Source organism: Pseudomonas sp. AK106, from assembly GCF_053903055.1.
In genome coordinates this window covers 3,546,867-3,565,458 of sequence record NZ_CP096426.1, presented here as the reverse complement: position 1 = coordinate 3,565,458, position 18,592 = coordinate 3,546,867, and the positions used below count along the sequence as shown (strand labels likewise).

At 60.7% G+C, this 18,592-nt stretch carries 21 protein-coding genes; 5 read left to right on the top strand and 16 right to left on the bottom strand.

The genetic code is table 11. The features are described 5' to 3' along the window. Positions 1-60 precede the first annotated feature (60 nt). Positions 61-891: an NADPH-dependent 7-cyano-7-deazaguanine reductase QueF gene (queF, locus tag M1E04_RS15690; protein ID WP_456291663.1), complete on the top strand. Its 831-nt coding sequence runs from the start codon at positions 61-63 to the stop codon at positions 889-891. Between the two features lie 94 nt (positions 892-985). Here queF and M1E04_RS15685 read toward each other — a convergent pair whose 3' ends face one another. Both M1E04_RS15685 and M1E04_RS15680 read right to left on the bottom strand, forming a co-directional pair. Next, entirely contained in the window at positions 986-1,249 is a 264-nt protein-coding gene (locus M1E04_RS15685; protein ID WP_065989610.1) for a DUF4404 family protein, read from the bottom strand. 110 nt (positions 1,250-1,359) lie between these two features. Next, the gene (locus M1E04_RS15680; protein ID WP_296306032.1) at positions 1,360-1,995 is read right to left on the bottom strand and encodes an HAD family phosphatase; all 636 of its coding nucleotides are present in this window, start codon (positions 1,993-1,995) and stop codon (positions 1,360-1,362) included. Positions 1,996-2,196: 201 nt separating this feature from the next. Between M1E04_RS15680 and M1E04_RS15675 the strand changes: the two genes are divergently transcribed. Continuing rightward, on the top strand, positions 2,197-2,898 hold the full coding sequence (locus tag M1E04_RS15675; protein ID WP_192134241.1) for an MlaA family lipoprotein: 702 nt from the start codon (positions 2,197-2,199) through the stop codon (positions 2,896-2,898). Positions 2,899-2,996: 98 nt separating this feature from the next. Here the strand turns inward: M1E04_RS15675 and M1E04_RS15670 are convergent, their stop codons facing one another. Next, positions 2,997-3,296, bottom strand: a complete 300-nt coding sequence (locus M1E04_RS15670) for a PilZ domain-containing protein (protein WP_065989616.1) — start codon at positions 3,294-3,296, stop codon at positions 2,997-2,999. A 265-nt stretch (positions 3,297-3,561) separates the two neighbouring features. Here M1E04_RS15670 and rssB point away from each other — a divergent pair, with 265 nt between their 5' ends. Together rssB and rssC are read left to right on the top strand one after the other, a co-directional pair. Next, positions 3,562-4,743, top strand: a complete 1,182-nt coding sequence (gene rssB, locus M1E04_RS15665) for a two-component system response regulator RssB (RefSeq protein ID WP_192134238.1) — start codon at positions 3,562-3,564, stop codon at positions 4,741-4,743. Further along, entirely contained in the window at positions 4,743-5,225 is a 483-nt protein-coding gene (gene rssC, locus M1E04_RS15660) for an anti-sigma factor antagonist RssC (protein ID WP_037009276.1), read from the top strand. Before rssB ends, rssC begins: the two co-directional genes overlap by 1 nt. A 78-nt stretch (positions 5,226-5,303) precedes the next feature. Here the strand turns inward: rssC and tal are convergent, their stop codons facing one another. The 7 genes from tal to M1E04_RS15625 all read right to left on the bottom strand — a co-directional run bounded on the left by tal (position 5,304) and on the right by M1E04_RS15625 (position 10,262). Next, the gene (gene tal, locus M1E04_RS15655; RefSeq protein ID WP_192134236.1) at positions 5,304-6,230 is read right to left on the bottom strand and encodes a transaldolase; all 927 of its coding nucleotides are present in this window, start codon (positions 6,228-6,230) and stop codon (positions 5,304-5,306) included. A 339-nt stretch (positions 6,231-6,569) separates the two neighbouring features. Beyond that, complete coding sequence (gene csgH / locus M1E04_RS15650; protein WP_065989708.1) at positions 6,570-6,878, bottom strand: curli-like amyloid fiber formation chaperone CsgH; 309 nt, start codon at positions 6,876-6,878, stop codon at positions 6,570-6,572. 5 nt (positions 6,879-6,883) lie between these two features. Continuing rightward, on the bottom strand, positions 6,884-7,393 hold the full coding sequence (locus tag M1E04_RS15645) for a curlin-associated protein (protein WP_065989623.1): 510 nt from the start codon (positions 7,391-7,393) through the stop codon (positions 6,884-6,886). Then, positions 7,377-8,279, bottom strand: a complete 903-nt coding sequence (locus M1E04_RS15640) for a CsgG/HfaB family protein (RefSeq protein WP_065989627.1) — start codon at positions 8,277-8,279, stop codon at positions 7,377-7,379. The genes M1E04_RS15645 and M1E04_RS15640 overlap by 17 nt, the downstream gene beginning before the upstream one ends. A 52-nt stretch (positions 8,280-8,331) precedes the next feature. Next, on the bottom strand, positions 8,332-9,315 hold the full coding sequence (locus tag M1E04_RS15635) for a hypothetical protein (RefSeq protein ID WP_065989631.1): 984 nt from the start codon (positions 9,313-9,315) through the stop codon (positions 8,332-8,334). Positions 9,316-9,375: 60 nt separating this feature from the next. Beyond that, complete coding sequence (locus M1E04_RS15630) at positions 9,376-9,822, bottom strand: curli assembly protein CsgF (protein ID WP_197986036.1); 447 nt, start codon at positions 9,820-9,822, stop codon at positions 9,376-9,378. Continuing rightward, a complete protein-coding gene (locus M1E04_RS15625; RefSeq protein WP_065989635.1) occupies positions 9,819-10,262 on the bottom strand; it encodes a CsgE family curli-type amyloid fiber assembly protein in 444 nt (147 codons plus the stop codon). The genes M1E04_RS15630 and M1E04_RS15625 overlap by 4 nt, the downstream gene beginning before the upstream one ends. A gap of 452 nt (positions 10,263-10,714) precedes the next feature. Here M1E04_RS15625 and dusA point away from each other — a divergent pair, with 452 nt between their 5' ends. Further along, positions 10,715-11,725: a tRNA dihydrouridine(20/20a) synthase DusA gene (dusA, locus tag M1E04_RS15620; RefSeq protein WP_065989637.1), complete on the top strand. Its 1,011-nt coding sequence runs from the start codon at positions 10,715-10,717 to the stop codon at positions 11,723-11,725. Between the two features lie 43 nt (positions 11,726-11,768). On the opposite strand, the gene M1E04_RS15615 is transcribed toward dusA, so the two are convergent. The 6 genes from M1E04_RS15615 to xylA form a co-directional block, all read right to left on the bottom strand. Then, the gene (locus tag M1E04_RS15615; RefSeq protein ID WP_456291662.1) at positions 11,769-12,053 is read right to left on the bottom strand and encodes a type II toxin-antitoxin system RelE/ParE family toxin; all 285 of its coding nucleotides are present in this window, start codon (positions 12,051-12,053) and stop codon (positions 11,769-11,771) included. Then, complete coding sequence (locus M1E04_RS15610; protein WP_369319374.1) at positions 12,043-12,285, bottom strand: CopG family ribbon-helix-helix protein; 243 nt, start codon at positions 12,283-12,285, stop codon at positions 12,043-12,045. Before M1E04_RS15610 ends, M1E04_RS15615 begins: the two co-directional genes overlap by 11 nt. A gap of 230 nt (positions 12,286-12,515) precedes the next feature. After that, positions 12,516-13,652: a sugar ABC transporter permease gene (locus M1E04_RS15605; protein WP_192134226.1), complete on the bottom strand. Its 1,137-nt coding sequence runs from the start codon at positions 13,650-13,652 to the stop codon at positions 12,516-12,518. Continuing rightward, positions 13,649-15,235, bottom strand: coding sequence for a D-xylose ABC transporter ATP-binding protein (gene xylG, locus M1E04_RS15600; RefSeq protein ID WP_456291661.1), 1,587 nt, complete (start codon positions 15,233-15,235; stop codon positions 13,649-13,651). The genes M1E04_RS15605 and xylG overlap by 4 nt, the downstream gene beginning before the upstream one ends. A gap of 218 nt (positions 15,236-15,453) precedes the next feature. Beyond that, positions 15,454-16,455, bottom strand: a complete 1,002-nt coding sequence (xylF, locus tag M1E04_RS15595; protein WP_065989643.1) for a D-xylose ABC transporter substrate-binding protein — start codon at positions 16,453-16,455, stop codon at positions 15,454-15,456. 712 nt (positions 16,456-17,167) lie between these two features. After that, entirely contained in the window at positions 17,168-18,484 is a 1,317-nt protein-coding gene (gene xylA, locus M1E04_RS15590) for a xylose isomerase (protein WP_456291660.1), read from the bottom strand. Positions 18,485-18,592 lie beyond the last annotated feature (108 nt).

The window sequence follows — 18,592 nt, the reverse complement described above, 5'->3', positions numbered from 1 at the left end:
ACCCGATAAACTTCGCGGCCTTGGTTTTTACAGCCGCTTTATTCAGGTTCAGGTCCCGCCATGCATCCCGCAGCCGAACACTCGCCGCTGGGCAAGTCCAGCGAATACATCACCACGTACACCCCGTCTCTGCTGTTCCCGATTCCGCGCGCTGCCAAGTGGGCGGAGCTGGGCCTGACCGCCGAGACGCTGCCTTATCAGGGTGTCGATTTCTGGAATTGTTATGAGCTGTCCTGGCTGCTGCCGTCGGGCAAGCCGGTGGTGGCCATCGGTGAGTTCAGCATTCCGGCGGACTCGGCCAATATCATCGAATCCAAGTCGTTCAAGCTGTACCTGAACTCGCTCAACCAGACTGCGTTCGCGTCTGAAGCCGAGCTGATCGCCACGTTGGAGAAAGACCTCTCGGCGGCCGCAGGCAAGCCGGTTGGCGTCCGCGTTCGCAGTCTGAAGGACATCGAGGCCGAGGGTATCGTCGCGGTGCCGGGTCTGTGTGTCGATGACCTGGACGTGAGCATTTCAAGCTACGACCGGCCTCAACCCGAGCTGCTGCGCTGCGATGAGTCGCAAGTGGTGGACGACGCGCTGCACAGCCATCTGCTCAAATCCAACTGCCCGGTGACGAGCCAGCCGGACTGGGGCAGCGTCGCGGTGGAGTACCGTGGCGCGGCGCTGGATCACGCAAGTTTTCTGGCGTACATCGTCAGCTTCCGCCAGCATTCGGATTTCCACGAGCAGTGCGTGGAACGCATCTTCATGGACCTGAAGCGCTTGCTGAAGCCAGAGAAGCTGACGGTGTATGCGCGTTACGTGCGCCGCGGCGGGCTGGACATCAATCCGTACCGCAGCACGGAAACACTGACGCTGGAGACCGGGCGTCTCGCGCGGCAGTAACTTCTCGACCACTTTCTGCACGTTAACGCACTGTGGGAGTGACCGGGGTGGAACGCCATCCCCGTCATTCCCACATGAAGAGGGACGGGATGATTCAGATCCCCATGCTGCCCAGGGTTACCAACACATTGCGCAGCGTGCCGGCGATGGTCGGGTGATCGACTTCAAACCGCTCGACCGCCAGATTGACGCCATCGGCAATGCTCGGGTCCTGGGAGACGGTTTCGAGTTCGATCTGCGCCTGGATCTGCTCCATGACCTCAGTCAGGTTCCCGCGCTCTTCCAGCGTCAGCTGCGGATTTTGCTCAAGCTGCTCGCGCAACGTGTTGAGTTGTAGTTGCAAGTCACTGACGGACATGGGGTCTTCCTTAATGTGATGGGTCTCACGATGGACCGCAATGCGCAGGCAAAGGTCCTTACCGCTCTAGACTAATCCACTCCCGGCCGCCGTGCATGACCGCTGTCAGCTCAAGGCTTTTCCGACTTCTGCCGGCGCAGCGTGATATCCGCCAGGCAGGACTCCAGTTCCCCCAAGTGATCGATGACCGAATGCGCGCCGGCGGCATACAGCTCAAGGGTGGCGCGGCCGCGACGGCGCTCGCGATCCAGGTCGCTCAGCGCTTCCCATTGCTCGGGTGACAAACCGCACAGCGGCCCGCAGGACGCGAGCCCGACCGTCCACAGCCCTGCGTTGATTCCGGCCATGAGCAGACGCGGATCACCGCTGACCAGCACGCAGCCGTCCAGTTGCATGACGCCAAGGATCATCAGCGCCTGCCAGCACGCATCAGGTGCTGGCCAGCGGTGGGTTGGCGGGGGCGTGGGCAAAATCAGGTTGCTCAGTGGCGCAGCCAGTTGATCGGTAACCGGGGAGGGGTACTCATCGATCCAGGCGCAGGGAATGCCGTGCTGCTTGAGGTACTTCAGTGCGTTGATTGCCCCGGGCGCCGGCGCTGCAAAGGATTGGACGTCATGGGAGGCGAGGGACTTGCCATCGGCGGCAAGCAGCGTGCGTGTCTGGGCGCCGAAGTCGACGAGGCATCCGCTGAGTCCGAACAACACAGCGGTGAACGGCGGAACAGCGACGGCAACCGGGGCGAGCATGGCATTCCCTCTCAAAGCCGTAGACGCTAAGGGATTGCCATGACAAATCGATGACTGAACGATGACAGTGACTCGGGATGTTTATTGCCCTACAAAACCCTGACCATTTCAGCGACGTAAATAGTCACAGAAGGCTTTATACTCTCGCCTTTGGTTTGGGGCGTAGCGCCCGCTTCATTACTTTGACTGGGAGTCTCAGCTATGCCCGAGAACGGTGCTGGCTTTATTAATCGTCTGGTTCGAACGTGCGTCTGGGCCAGCCTGGCCGTGGCGCCGATGGCTGCAAACGCGGCAGACGAAGATCCGTGGGAAGGCGTCAACCGTGCGATTTTCCGTTTCAACGACACCGTCGACACCTACGCGCTGAAACCCATCGCCCAAGGCTATGAGTTCATCACGCCGCAGTTCCTCGAAGACGGCATTCACAACATGTTCAAGAACGTCGGCGAAGTGACCAACTTTGCCAACGACGTGCTCCAGGCCAAGCCTGAGGCCGCTGGCGTCGACACCGCGCGCCTGATCTTCAACACCACGTTCGGTCTGCTCGGCTTCTTCGACGTCGGCACCAAGATGGGCCTGCAGCGCAACGACGAAGACTTCGGTCAGACCCTCGGTCACTGGGGTGTTGCCAGCGGTCCGTTCGTGATGCTGCCGCTGTTCGGTCCCAGCACCGTGCGTGACGCATTCGCCAAATACCCTGACACCTACACCCAGCCTTGGCGGTACATTGATCACGTGCCGACGCGCAACACCGCGCTGGGCGTGAGTCTGGTCGATACCCGCGCCAGCCTGCTGTCGGCTGAAAAGCTGATCAATGGCGACAAGTACATCTTCATCCGCAACGCTTACCTGCAGAACCGTGAGTTCAAGGTCAAAGACGGCAAGGTCGTCGACGACTTCTGATTCAGCCGGTCCGCAAAACGACGCAAAAAAAGGCGACCTTAGGGTCGCCTTTTTATTTTCGCTAATTTTCGAAAATGTGACGGAGTTCCGGGCTGCCGTCACTTGATCTTCAAGATCGTCAGGCCCAGTCTCTGATCGCCGCCGTCGATGTCGGCAATCCACACCACCTCGGTGTCGGCCTCCAGGCCCTTGAGCGCGGCATGCTCGGAATCGATGCTCACGCTGATCTTGTCACCCACCTGAAACGAGCGCGGCGCCTGTATCTGCATGCCGGAGCTGGATAAATCCACGCACACCGCCGGGATAATCTGGCCGGCGTAGATCAGACTGATGTCCGCATCGACCCGCATGCGAATGTAATCCCGTTTTTCTTCGTAATCGCGATCGAGCTGACCCATGGCACATCCTTTGTTTTGATTGCTGATTTAACGGTTCTTATAACTCCGGGTGATTTGCGATGTAAAGACGCCGCTCGGCAGCCGGGCCACGCTTGAAACGCCAGGCGGATGGGAGTACCGTCTGCGCCTTGAAGGGCAGCTCTGTCATGTGAAGCGTTTGACCAAAAGTCCGCTACCTGAGCCAGAGAGGCTAGAAGCGAATCCAGTACGCGGGCTGACTGCAACCAGCCGCCTACGCCAACCTAATCTGGCGCCGTTTGCCCACATGCAAAAAACCAGTGCCACGCTGCTGATCATCGATGACGACGAAGTAGTGCGCGCGAGTCTCGCGGCCTATTTGGAAGACAGCGGTTTCAGCGTTCTGCAAGCCGGTAATGGCCTGCAGGGTCTCCAGACCTTCGAGCAGGAAAAGCCCGATCTGCTGATCTGCGATCTGCGCATGCCGCAGGTGGGCGGTCTCGAGCTGATTCGTCAGGTCACCAGCCTTGCGCCGGAAACCCCGGTCATCGTGGTGTCCGGCGCAGGCGTGATGAGCGATGCCGTCGAAGCCCTGCGCCTTGGCGCGGCCGACTACCTGATCAAACCCCTCGAAGACCTCGCAGTGCTTGAGCACTCGGTCCGACGCGCGCTGGATCGCGCACGCCTGCTCCACGAAAACCAGGAATACCGCCAGAAGCTGGAGACCGCCAACCGCGAGCTCGAGGCCAGCCTGCATTTGCTGCAGGAAGACCAGGACGCGGGGCGTCAGGTGCAGATGAACATGCTGCCTACCAGCCCCTGGGCCATTGATGCGTTCGAATTCGAACATGAGATCATCCCGTCGCTGTACCTGTCGGGCGATTTCGTTGACTATTTCCGGGTCGATGAGCGCCGTGTTGCGTTCTACCTGGCGGACGTGTCCGGCCATGGCGCGTCGTCTGCGTTCATCACCGTGCTGTTGAAATTCATGACCACGCGTCTGCTGTTCGAATCAAAGCGCGGCGGCAGTCTGCCGGAATTCAAACCGTCAGACGTGCTGGGCCATATCAATCGCGGGCTGATCAGCTGCAAGCTGGGCAAGCACGTGACGATGGTGGGCGGCGTGATCGACGAAGACACCGGGCAGTTGACCTACAGCGTCGGCGGCCATTTGCCGCTGCCGGTGTTCTACACCCCGGGTGACACGCATTACCTAGAAGGCCGTGGTCTGCCCGTCGGGCTGTTCAACGAAGCGACTTACACGGATCACGTCATCGATCTGCCGGAGTCCTTTAGTCTGACGCTGCTGTCCGACGGCATTCTGGACCTTCTGCCAGGTGATACACTCAAAGAGAAAGAAGCCAGCTTGCCCGAACTGGTCAAGGCGGCGGGGGGCAGCCTGGATGGTCTGCGCCAAACGTTTGGATTGGCCACGCTAGGGGAGATGCCGGATGATATCGCCTTGTTAGTGTTGAGCAGGAACCTTTAATGAGTACCGGTAGAATCCAGTTCGCCGAGCAAGACGGCACATTCGTCCTCAAGTTTGTGGGTGAAGTGCGTCTGACACTGTGCTCGGCGTTGGATGCGACAATTGAACGGATCTTCACCTCGATGAACTTCTCGACGGTGGTCATCGATCTGACCGAAACCCGCAGCATCGACAGCACGACCCTCGGTCTGCTGGCCAAGCTGTCGATCCTCTCGCGCCAGAAAGCCGGGTTGTTGCCGACGGTCGTCACCACCCACGAAGACATCACGCGCCTGTTGCAGTCGATGGGCTTCGATCAGGTGTTCAACATTGTCGGTCGGCCGATTCCGCGTCCTGAAGCGCTGAGCGATCTGCCGAGCCAGGATCAGTGCGAAGACGTGGTCAAGGCCAAAGTGCTGGAGGCCCACAAGATCCTCATGGGCTTGAACGATTCGAACCGCGAAGCCTTCCGTGATCTGGTCAACGCACTCGAACACCAGTAACACGCCTCGGTCCTGAACCGAGGTATTAAAAAAGGGCGGCACCTGTGAGGGTGCCGCCCTTTTTACATGCCCGACGCTTTACGCTTTGGCCGACAGCATTTTTTCCAGTGCCACTTGGTCACGGGCGAACTGACGGATGCCTTCGGCCAGTTTCTCGGTGGCCATGGCGTCTTCGTTGGAAGCCCAGCGGAACTGGCTTTCGTTGAGGGTCACGCGCGCCTCGCCACCGTTGCCCGGCTTGAGTTTCTGCGCCAGCGTGCCGTTGTCTTCTGCCAGTTTCTGCAGCAGGTCAGGGCTGATGGTCAGACGGTCGCAGCCGGCCAGTTCTTCGATCTGGCTGAGGTTGCGGAAGCTGGCGCCCATGACCACGGTCTTGTAATCATTGGCCTTGTAGTAGTTGTAGATGCGGGTCACCGACTGCACGCCCGGGTCTTCTGCACCGACGTAGTCTTTGCCTTCGGCTTTCTTGTACCAGTCGTAGATGCGACCTACGAATGGCGAGATCAGGAACACGCCGGCATCGGCACAGGCCTGGGCCTGGGCGAAGGAGAACAGCAGGGTCAGGTTGCACTGGATGCCTTTCTTTTCCAGCACTTCAGCGGCCTTGATGCCTTCCCAGGTTGACGCCAGCTTGATCAGGATGCGGTCGCGACCGATGCCGAAATCTTCGTACAGACCGACGATGCGGTCGGCGCGTTCGATGCAGGCCTGGGTGTCGAACGACAGGCGTGCGTCCACTTCGGTGGAGACGCGGCCCGGGACCACTTTCAGAATCTCGCGGCCAATGGCGACGGCGAAACGGTCGCTGGCGACGTTGATGTCGTTGTTGCTGCCGGTGAACGCCTCTTTCAACCGATCGCTGTTGCTGTCGCTGGAAGCGGCCTTGAGCAAGAGGGAAGGGTTGGTGGTGGCGTCGACGGGTTTGAGTTTTTCGATGGCAGCGAAGTCGCCGGTGTCGGCAACGACGGTGGTGAATTGCTTGAGTTGTTCCAGCTTGGAAGTCATGAGCGTGCTCTGTCCTGTGGTTGTGCTGACATTACCCGAGCGCCGCCGGTCACTCAAGGGCGTAAACCGCGACAGACACGCCGGTTTAGACGCCTGCGTTTGCGCAAACGTCGCGCCTGCGCGTCAGCCATGATCCGGGCGGTGCGAGCTTTTTAAAAGGGCAGCGCGGGGTCATGGTCTGTCGGTTCCCGAGGAGGGCGGATACTCGATCCAGACTGGTTGGAGCCCGGACCGCCCGGGATGTTCCCGGCGCCCGGCATCTTATCCGCTGACGGTCGGGGGCCGAGCGAGGGAGAGGGCGCTGATGCGGCTTGTGCTTCTGAACCCGCACCGTCTGAATCAGCGGGCGGGCGTGTCGCCGCAGTCGCTGTCCACCGATTTGATCAGCGTGGTGCGGTCGAAGACCTCCAGATGCACCTGACACGTGGCGTCAGCCGGCAGCGTCAGGCTCACGCTGTTTGCCGCAACGCCGTTCTGCAGGTCGCCCTGCTGGTTGATGGCCGAGGTGCCTTGGGCGCTGTTCTGCCTGACGGTCATTCGGTATTGCAGCGTCAGCGGGGCAGGATTCTCGAGGTGCGGGCGGATCACCACCGTCGAGCCGCTGCGCTGGGCGTCAACCGTCACCACCAGCTGCGTGAAATCCATCATCAAGGTCACCGTTGGGTCGCGCTTGCGTTCATGTTGTCGCCGAACTGCTTGATGGAGACGGCGCCGCCCGATCCGGCCTGGGTAACGCTGGCCTGGTTGGCCTGACCGTACTGCCCGACGAAGGCCTGATTGTAGGCGCCGGTCTGCACCACGCTTGCGGCGTTGTCGGTGCCGTTCTGCATCACGCCGGTCTGGTTGTTGTTGCCCGACTGGCTGACCTGCGCGGTGTTCGCTGTGCCGTACTGCTGGGCGGTGAGCGCGTTGTTGACGCCGCTCTGGTTGACCACCGCCTGGTTGCGACTGCCGGTCTGGCTCACGGCCTGATTCTGTCGGGCCCCGCTTTGATCGACGCGCGCAGTGTTATAGGCGCCGATCTGCAAGATGGTGGCGACGCTGTTGCCGACGGTGATGTCCGCGTAGCGTGCTTCGCGCACCAGATCCTGCGCCTGGGCGAGCGTGCCGGTGAGCAGCAGTGCCGCTGCGACCCAGCCGAATCCTTTAGCGTTGCGTTCCATTTTTCTCTCCTGTGGCAACGATGTCCTTGTCCGCGTCAGCCAGCGGCAAGGTGGTCATCTGTTCGTCGTAGCTCTGCAGGTAACTCTGCAGCAGCGGTTTGTTCAGGTCAGTGGGATTTTTCAGGTTCCAGCTACCGTCCCGCGCACCTTGGGCAATCATGTGGATCAACGCCGTCTCGATGGCTTCGCGAACGCATTGCTGCACGGGCTCGTTGCGTGACACGCCGGTCTCCACCTCCAGCAGGTGCTTGAGGGAGACAAAACGGAAGATGCCGAAATCGACCTGGATCGAGAATATGGTCTTGGTGGTGGTGATGCTCTGGATGATGTCACCGGTGCGGATGTCCACCGCCCTCAGGTTGACGGTCACCTGATCCTGACGGTAAAGCTCCGAGGGCCCGACACCCAGATAGCGAACGCCGATGCCGCCGGTGCGCACATTGCTTTCGTAGGCGACGATGGCGCCTTCGATGATCATGTTCGCCGGTCGCAGCGCAGGCAGTTGCACCTGGGCCTGGTCCTGGGGCTGCTCCAGGGCGCGGATGATTTTGCGCTCGGTCAGCAGGTCCTGAAGGTTTTCGCGTTCCACCGGCTTGAACCAGCGTGAGTCCCGCAGGGCGCTGATCAGCAGCGACGCGGCGCCCTGGGTCACCGAGGTGGAAAACGAGCTGTCGGGGGACGGTTTGTATTGCCCGGTCTGGTCGCGCAGGCCGTACACCGCAACGCTGATGGGGCCAGCGGGCGGCGGCAGGTGAGTCAGGTCACGCAGGCTCTGGGTCGCAGGCGACAGCGTGGCCGGGGAAATGGTCGCGGCAGGGCGGGACGTGGTGCAGCCGGCAATCAGCATGACGGCGGTGACGATCAACATGAGGGGGCGGACGCGCATTCTTTTTCTTCCCGCAAGAAAACCCCGCCAGAACCTGGCGGGGTACACCATCTTAGTGTTGGTAGATCGTTGCCACGTTGCCGCTGCCGCCGGTCTGGCTGACGTTGGCGACCATGTTGTTGCCGGACTGAGTCAGGCGAACGGCGTTGGTGGAGAGGTAAGTGCCGGTGCCGGTCTGGCTCACAGCCGCGCGGTTGTTGTTGCCGGTCTGCAGCAGCGTATCTTCGTTGTTAAGGCCGGTCTGGGTGCTGGACGCGTAGTTGTTGTTGCCGTTCTGCTGGACGTCGGCGTTCAGCAGAGAGCCGTTCTGCGAAACGGAAAGCGTGTTGAAATCGCCGCGCTGTTGAGCCTTGGCTGTGGTGACGAGGGTGTCGTTCTGCTGGATCGAGCCGACGTTGTAGTTGCCGTTCTGTTGCAGAGTGGCGGACACCTGCTGGGCGTTATGCTGTTGCGAAACAATCCCGGTATTGCTGTTGCCCGCCTGGGTGACGCTGCTGGTGACGGTGTTGTTATTTCTCTCTTGCGAAACAGTCGCCAGGTTGTAGCTGCCGGCTTGGGAGACAGTCGTGCCGACGCGCGTGCTATTGCCGATCTGCGAAGTGCTGGCGGTGTTGTTGTTACCGCCGCCCTGGGTGATGGAGGCGCTGGTGCTGTGGTTGCTCTGTTGATCAATGCTGGCTTTGCTGTAGCCGCCGGACTGATCCAGGCTGGCGATCTGCGGCTGAGGGCCGCCGCCGTTCTGAGTGATGGAGCCGGTATTGTTGTTCCCGGCCTGTTTGGCGCTGCTGAGGTTGTAGTAGCCGGTCTGATTGATCGTCAGGTTGCTGTAAGTGGCCGTCTGGTTGATAGCGCCTGCGGTGTTACGGCCGCCGTTCTGATTAACGGTGACAGTGGACTGGGTGGCGCCGCGTTGCTCGACGTTCAGTCCGTTGTCAGAACCTGCCTGGGTGGTGTTGACGGTGCTGGAGTCGGCCATGGCCGCACCGGAGACAGCAAACAGGATGGCCAGAGACAGTAAGGATTTGCGTGCTTGCATGGTGATCTTCCTTATTCAGTTGGGTAGTGGGGTGTTGCGGGGTAGCGGGTGCGACGGGTGTTACGGTTGATTCACTTGAAACTGGGTGGTCTGGCCGGTGTTCTTGTCGGTGGTGACGATCTGCAGCAGGCCGCCTTGCAGGTTGGTGATTGCGATGCGGAAGTCAGTGGTTTCGACGGTGCCCGGCACCAGTTGGCCGTTGGTACCGACGATGCTGGACGTGACCGCCGACGACACCCGGCTGAGGATGGCGCTCTGCAACATGCTGTTGAACTGGGTCAGCGCGGTCTGCCCGGCGTAGGCGCCGGACGATGAAGACTTTTCGACGTAATGGTTTTGCGCCTGCGCCTGATTGAGCAGCACCGGGCCGTTCAACGGATTGCCGCCAAATGACGGGTTGTTCGGGACATACGCCAGTTCGCTGGCCTGGACGCCTGACCCCATGCCGGCCATCAAGGCGAGGCTGGCAACAACCACCAAACTGCGGTTAATAGTGAGTGCTTTCATAGCTCGTCTCGTCCCATGTCCGGGTCGCCAAAGAATTGTGCCAATTGATAATCAAGGATGCCCTGATACACCTGGCCGGCCGCGTCGGCGGCAATGGCCGGAATAAGCGTTCGATTGGGTGGCAGGAACATTTGAAATAACCGGCGATTGCCGTAATCCACGAATACCTGGCTGCCTAAACGCGCCGTGGGTCGCTCGGTAATAGTGACGGTGAATGTTTCCGCTTCATCTTTCTCACGCCAGGTGTTTGCGAAACTGTCATAAAACGTTCGGCCTGCCAGCGTCATGGTCTGCCCGATCACAATGCCGCCGACGTCCCGGTGGTTAAGCGTCCGGTGTTGTTCAACCGTTGCGGAAGTGTTCACGCTGGGCTGAGCAAACGCCGTGGTGGCGGCGCACAGAGGCAGCAGCCAGAGGCCGATGAACTTAAGGGTTGTCATGTTTGTACGTTCGTGTGTGCAGGTTGTTACTTGTTATATCTCAATAAAAATACTTTGCCAGTGGTGAGTTAAAATAAAGTTCATTTATTTTGTTGGCGTCAACTTCCTTTCTTATTTAAATAACCCTGTTTAAAGAGTCATGGATTAACCAGGCTGCGAATTAATGGCGTCAAAGAATCCGCCGGGCGATGGCGTTAATAACGCCAGCGTCTATGGGCGTGTAAAAAGCGTGTTTTAAAAGGCGGTTGTTAGCGTGCTAATGTTTAGGAGGGTCGCTAAGCGTAGGACTGTGCGGTATCGATTAAGTTGTTATAAGTTCTGAACACTTGGGTCATTAATGTCAGGATGGAACCGGTTCTGCAGAGGGTGTCTTTTCAGCCGGATCGGCTTCAGCCTGGCGGGCGAGCTGTTAGAATGCGCGTCCTCCTTCGCCCGACCTGCTAATTGCGCCCATGTTGCCTATCACAGAACCCCGTACCGACCGCCTTCCGTCCGAGCCCTCACGGCGTTTTTCCGTGGCCCCGATGATGGACTGGACGGATCGTCACTGCCGTTTCTTCCTGCGTCTGCTGTCGAAAAATGCGCTGCTGTACACCGAAATGGTGACCACCGGCGCGTTGCTGCACGGCGATACCGAGCGCTTTTTGCGCCATGACGAAACGGAGCATCCGCTGGCCTTGCAATTAGGTGGCAGCAACCCGGCCGACCTTGCTGCCAGCGCGCGTCTGGCGCAGGCCGCGGGGTACGATGAGGTCAACCTCAACGTCGGTTGCCCGAGCGATCGCGTGCAGAACAACATGATCGGCGCGGTGTTGATGGGGCATCCGCAGTTGGTGGCCGATTGCGTCAAGGCCATGCGCGACGCCGTGACGATTCCGGTGACCGTCAAGCACCGCATCGGCATCAACGGCCGCGACAGTTACGAGCAGCTGTGCGAGTTCGTTGGCACCGTTCGCGACGCCGGCTGCACGAGCTTCACTGTGCATGCACGTATCGCCATTCTCGAGGGCCTGTCGCCCAAGGAAAACCGTGACATTCCGCCGCTGCGTTATGACATCGCCGCGCAGTTGAAGCAGGACTTCCCCGAACTGGAGATCATCCTCAACGGCGGCATCAAGACTCTGGAGCAGTGCCAGGCGCACCTGAACACCTTCGACGGCGTGATGCTTGGCCGCGAGGCGTATCACAATCCCTACCTGCTGGCCGGCGTGGACCGCGAACTGTTCGGCAGCGACGCCCCGCAGATCACCCGCGCCGAAGCCCTGGCGCTGATGCGCCCCTATGTGGAAGCGCACCTACGCGACGGCGGCTCCATGCACCACATCACCCGCCACGTGCTGGGCCTGGGCACCGGCTTCCCCGGCGCGCGCAAGTTCCGGCAGATGCTCTCGGTGGACATTCACAAGACGGACGACCCGCTGGGGTTGCTGGATCGGGCGGGGGAGTTGCTGGAGGGGCGGTGAGTTCGGAGCGCCTACAGGCTCCCGGAGTCCGGATTGTCAGCGGTCACCAATTTGCGCGAGGCCGCTGTCTTGTATGAAAAATCCCGAGGATCTGCAGTCGGTCGCCGACAAGTCGGTACGGTATCAAAAAGGACCAATTGGGTACCGCCCATTCCCGCGTATTCTTAACCCGACCCTCACGGCCCATACCGGGAAACAAAGCCAAGTTATCGACGCTCGCGAAAATGGCATCGGCGAAATCATCAGCGGCGTCCGGGTTCTCCAGCGCAATGTAATCGGCTTCATCCTTGAGATTCTTGAGGGCTTGTTCCAGCCACTCAACTCGCATCCCGACCCCAGCGCCGGGCGCGCATCGCCGCGACTTGCTGGTCGCTCGCGAATTTTCCTTCGTCTGCCTCAATCACCGCTTGCTCGATCTGAGTGGTCAGGGTCTTTTCGTGTTCGATGTAGTCACGAAGGACATCCATCGCCAGATAGCTTGCGCTCTGGCCATGGGCCTTTGCGAGGTCGGCGAGGGAGTTGGATAGGTCTTCCGGGAGGTTCAGCGATAGTCCGGTCATGGCAACCTCGACATTGAGTGGTGGGCCGTATGTTACACCGTCGTCCTGAATCGAGAACCGGCAGGTTGTCGCGAGGCGTGTACGACAGATCCAGGATTTACCGGTCCGGCGCTCCAACTTGCTGGCGAAGGCACTCGTCCAGGCATGAACGTGTGAGCTTACACAGCCGGTTCGCCAGCAAGCCGGCCCCTACAGACTCGAGTGTAGTGAAAGTCGGTGTGGTTAAGCACTCACCGTCGTCCCGCCCGCGTGCTCACATCCACCCACACCGCCAGCACCAGAATGCTGCCCTTGACGATCATCTGCCAGTAGCTGTCGACGTCGAGCATGGACATGCCGTTGTCGAGGCTGGTGATGACGAGGGCGCCGAGCAGGGCGCCGTAGACGGTGCCCGAGCCGCCGCGCATGGAGGTGCCGCCGATGAAGCAGGCGGCGATGGCGTCGAGTTCACCCATGTTACCCGCCGACGGCGAACCCGCAGCCAGGCGCGCGGTGTTGACCAGGCCGGCGAGGGCGCACATGACGCCCATGATGCCGAAGATCCACAATTTCACCGCCTGCACATTGATGCCGGAAAGCCGCGTGGCTTCCATGTTGCTGCCCACCGAGTAGATGCGCCGGCCGAACACGGTCTGGGTGGTGATATAGCTGAAGACGCCAAGCAGGACCAACAGCAGCAGGACCGGGACCGGAATCCCGTCGTAGCTGTTCAGCGTGTAGACGAAGCCTGCCAGGACGGCGCCAATCGCCACGACCCGCACCACATCCCGAACCAGTGAATGGGCCGCGAGCCCGTGCAAAGCGCGGTTGCTGCGCTGACGCCAGGTCAGGAACAGCGTCAGCGCGAAGAGCAGCACGCCAAGCACGATCCCCACCAGCGGCGGCAGATACCCCTGGCCGATGTAGACCAGCTCCGGCGACACCGGCGCAATGGTGGTGCCGCCGGTGATCCCCAGCAGAATGCCGCGAAACGCGAGCATGCCGCCCAGGCCGACGATGAATGACGGGATGCGCAGGTACGCGGTCATGCAGCCGTTGGCCAGACCGATCAACAGCCCGCAGCCGGCGACGATGCACAGGTTCAGCGGCAGCGGCAGGTGGTAGACCACGTCGAGAAGCGCCGCCACGCCGCCGAGCAGGCCGAGCAACGACCCCACCGACAGATCGATCTCACCGCTGATGATCACAAGCACCATGCCGCAGGCCAGAATCCCGGTGATCGACATCTGCCGCAGCAGATTGGACAGATTGCGCGGCGTCAGAAAGCCTCCGTCGGTCTCCCAGCTGAAGAACAGCCAGATGACCGCGATGGCGATCACCAGCGCGAGCATTTTGTAGCGGGTGAACAGTTGCTTGAGCTGATTCATTGACGCGCGTCTCCCACAGCACCTGGCCGGTCGTTATTGTTTTTGTTGTGCGCAGTGTCGCCGGACTGACTGAGTGCGGCCGCGAGCACCTGTTCCTGGGTCAGCCCTTCGTTGATGAAGTCCCCGCGCAGCTGGCCTTCGCCGATCACCAGCACCCGGTCGGAGACGCCGAGCACTTCGGCCAGCTCCGACGACACCATGATGATCGACACGCCGCTGGCCGCCAGCGCACCCATCAGTTTGTAGATTTCGTATTTGGCGCCGACGTCCACGCCGCGGGTGGGCTCGTCGAGAATCAGCACCCGCGGCTTCGTCAGCAGCATCTTCGCCAGCACGGCTTTTTGCTGATTGCCGCCGGACAGGCTGGTGATCGGCAGAAACGGGTTCGCGGTCTTCAGGTGCATGCGCGCGATTTCCTTGTCGATGCTGCCCAGCTCGGCTTCGGCGTCGATGCGCGTCAGGTGGGCGAAGCTGTCGAGCACGGCGAGGGTGATGTTCTGGCCCACGCCCAGGTCGGGAATGATGCCCTGGCGCTTGCGGTCCTCAGGGACCATGCACAGCCCCGCGCGGATGGATTTGAGCGGTGTGCGCGTGTCGATGGCTTTACCGTCCAGCCACACTTCGCCGATGTAGCGTCCCGGGTAAGCGCCGAACAGTGCCGAGACCAGTTCGGTGCGGCCGGCCCCGACCAGCCCGGCGATGCCGAGGATTTCTCCGCGCCTGAGCACGAAGGAGATGTCGTCCACGCGTTTGCGCTTCGGGTTGTCGACGTCGTAGCAGGTGACGTGGCGCGCCTCGAAAATCACCTCACCGACGCTGTGGGGTTCGGTGGGGTAGAGGTTGCTCATCTCGCGGCCGACCATCTGCGTGATGATGCTGGGAATGTCCATGTCCGCCATGGCCGTGGTCGCGATGTGTTTGCCGTCGCGGATCACCGAGATGGTGTCGCAGACGGCAGCGACTTCATCGAGCTTGTGGGAAATGTAGACGCAGGCGACGCCTTTGGCTTTGAGATCACGAATGATGTCGAGCAGGACGTCGATTTCCGAGCGGGTCAGGGCCGAAGAGGGTTCGTCGAGGATCAGCAGTCGCGCCTGCTTGTTCAGCGCCTTGGCGATCTCCACGAGTTGCTGATAGCCGCCGCCGTATTGCGAGACCGGCAGGGCGACGTTCATGTCCGGCACTTTCAGTTCGCGCATCAGGGCTTCGGCGCGGTGAATCATCGCCGGGTAATTCATCCGCCCGCCCGGCAGGGTCAGTTCATGGCCCATGAAGATGTTTTCCGCCACCGACAGGTCGGGGACGAGGGTGAGTTCCTGGTGAATGATGACGATCCCGGCGGCCTCGGTTTCGCTGATGGATTGCGCCTTCAGCGGCTGGCCGTCCCAGAGGATTTCACCCTCCCAGGTGCCGTGGGGATAGACCGCCGAGAGGACTTTCATCAGGGTCGATTTGCCGGCGCCGTTCTCGCCGCACAGGCCGACGCATTCGCCGGCCCGCACCTTGATGTCGATGCCATTGAGCGCCTTGACGCCGCCGAAGGATTTGACGATGCCGTTCATTTGCAGCAGATAGTCGGACATGGCGCGGTATTCCAGGACAGGCCGGAGTTCTTGTGCAGGAGCGCGGCGTGTCCCGCGACAGGCTTCGAATCAGTCGTAAATTCAGCAGACGCGTTGTGTCAGGCAAACCACAGTGTCAGGTTTTACGACGGGTTCCCCGCCGCTCGCGGGACAAGCCACGCTCCTACAGGTGTCGGTGCAGGGGTCACACTGCAGCTATGGCAACCTGCAAAAAGTGATCACTTCCCGGCGATCTGATCCTTGGTGTAAAACCCGTCCTTCTCCAGCAGATCGATGTTGTCCTTGGTCAGCGGCGTCGGGGTCAGGAGGATGGTGTCGACCTTCTTCGTGCCGTTGTCGTACTGCGAGCTGTACGTAGGCTTTTCATTGCGCGCCAGTTGCACGGACAGTTTTGCCGCTTCCGAGGCAATGAGTTTCAGCGGTTTGTAGACGGTCATGGTCTGGGTGCCGTCGATCACGCGCTTGACCGCTGCCAGGTCGGCGTCTTGCCCGGAGATGGGCACCTTGCCGGCCAGCTTCTGCGCGGCTAGGGCCTGAATCGCGCCGCCGGCGGTGGCGTCGTTTGAGGCGACGATGCCGTCGATCTTGTTGTTGTTTTTGGTCAGGGCGTTTTCGACGATGCTCAGGGCTTCGGTCGGGTTCCATTCCTTGACCCACTGCTGGCCGACAATCTTGATGTCGCCCTTGTCGATGGCTGGCTGCAGCACTTTCATCTGGCCTTCGCGCAGGACCTTGGCGTTGTTGTCGGTGGGTGCCCCGCCGAGCAGGAAGTAGTTGCCTTTCGGGGCTGCCTTGAGCACGCCCGCCGCCTGCATTTCGCCGACTTTTTCGTTATCGAAGGAGATATAGGCGTCGATGTCGGCGTTGAGGATCAGCCGGTCGTAGGACACCACTTTGATGCCGGCCTTCTTGGCTTCAGCGACGGCGTTGGTCAGCACGGTGGCGTTGAACGGCACGATGACAATGACGTCGACGCCGCGGGAGATCAGGTTTTCGATCTGGGAGATCTGTTTGCCTTCGTTGGCATCGGCGGACTGTACGTAGACCTTGGCGTCCATTTTCTCCGCTGCCGCGACGAAGTAATCGCGGTCCCGGGCCCAGCGTTCGAGGCGCAGGTCATCGATGGAAAAGCCGATTTTCGGATGGGCCGAATCGGCCATGACGGGCAGGCTGAGCAGGGCCAGAGCACTGGCGAGCAGGGTGGTCTTGAAACTCTTCATGGGGTTGCGTCCTGTTATTTTTGTTTAAAGACACTTTTCGAGCATGTATGGGTTTGCCGGTGGAACTGTAGATACTGGCCGCGCGCCGCGAGCAGGGAATTGTCGTGAGAATGTAACCAACGCAATTCCCTTAGTAGGACCGGCTTTAGCCGGGAAGCTGTTGGCGTCACACCGCAAGATGAATGTTGCACGCATTGGCCTCTTCCCGGCTGAAGCCGGTCCTACGAAAACCATCGCGTCCATCCAGCGGATTTGGCGTTGACCTCGACTGTAGGACCGGCTTTAGCCGGGAATGCGTCAGTCGTCACGCTGCAAATGTGAGGGTGCTACCACTGGCCTCTTCCCGGCTGAAGCCGGTCCTACGAAAACCACCGCGTCCATCCGACGGCATTGGCGATGACCTCGGTTGTAGGACCGGCTTTAGCCGGAAAGCTGTTGGCGTCACACCGCAAGATGAATGTTGCACGCATTGGCCTCTTCCCGGCTGAAGCCGGTCCTACGAAAACCACCGCGTCCAGCCCGCGGATTTGGCGTTGACCTCGACTGTAGGACCGGCTTTAGCCGGGAAGCTGTTGGCGTCACACCGCAAGATGAATGTTGCACGCATTGGCCTCTTCCCGGCTGAAGCCGATCCTACGAAAATCATCGCGTCCATCCAGCGGATTTGGTGATGACCTCGCCGGTCCTGCATGTGAATCGCGGGCGCCTGCTGTCAGGGATAGATAAACCGGTTCACCACGCCTTCGAGCATTTCCTGGCGGCCGCTCACGGCCTGCGGGTTAAGTTCGTTGTCCAGCGCGTGTTGCGCCAGAGAATCCAGGCTGAAGTCCCCCGACAGCACGGCGCGCCCGAACGGTTGGTCCCAGCCGGCGTAGCGCTGGTCCTTGAACGCTTGCAGCTTATCGTCCTGAATCATCGCAGCAGCCCGTTCCAGCGACAGCGCGAGGACGTCCATGGCCGCGACGTGGCCGTAGAACAGGTCGATTTCGTCCAGGCTCTGCCGGCGCACTTTCGAATCGAAATTGTAGCCGCCGTTCTTGAAACCGCCGGCCTTGAGGATTTCGTAGGTGGCCAGGGTCAGCTCTTCGACGCTGTTGGGGAACTGATCGGTGTCCCAGCCGTTCTGCGGATCACCGCGGTTGGCGTCGATGCTGCCGAAGATGCCGAGGGACGCCGCCGTGGCGATTTCATGGTGAAAACTGTGGCCGGCGAGGGTGGCGTGGTTGGCCTCGATATTGACCTTGATCTCTTTCTCCAGGCCGAACTGTTGCAGAAAGCCGAACACCGTGGCCGTGTCGTAATCGTACTGGTGCTTGGTCGGCTCCTGGGGTTTGGGCTCGATCAGCAGGTCGCCGGTAAAACCGATCTTGTGTTTGTGCTCGACCACCATGGCCATGAAGCGGCCCAGTTGCTCGCGCTCGCGCGCAAGGTCGGTATTGAGCAGCGTCTCGTAACCCTCGCGGCCACCCCACAGCACGTAGTTCGAGCCCTTGAGCCGATGGGTGGCGTTCATCGCGCTGAACACCTGAGCGGCGGCAAAGGCGAACACTTCCGGGTCCGGATTACTCGCAGCGCCGGCCGCAAAGCGCGGGTTGCTGAAGCAATTGGCGGTGCCCCACAGCAGCTGAATGCCGCTCTGTTCCTGATGGCGTTCGAGTTCGTCGACCATCTGCGCGAAGTTGCGGCTGTACTCTTTCAGACTGGCGCCTTCGGGGGCGACGTCGGTGTCGTGGAAACTGTAGTAGTCGATGCCCAGCTTGGAGAAGAATTCGAATGCTGCATCGGCCTTCAAGCGCGCCAGCTCCATGGCGTCCCCCGGTTTGACCCATGGCCGCTTGAAGGTGCCGACGCCGAACATATCAGCGCCGGGCCAGACGAAGGTGTGCCAGTAGCAGGCGGCCATGCGCAGGTGTTCGCGCATGGGCTTGCCGAGGATGATCTTGTTGGCGTCGTAATGGCGGAAGGCGAGGGGCGACTCGCTGCCGGGGCCTTCGTAGCGAATGGTGTCGACATCGGGGAAGCAGGGCATCGGAGTTTCCTTATTATTCTTGCCAGCGTTGACGGGCGATGTGTTATTGCCTGTGTGCCGATACTAGCAACGGCCCCGTCCGCGCCGATTGCGAAAATCACCAACTCG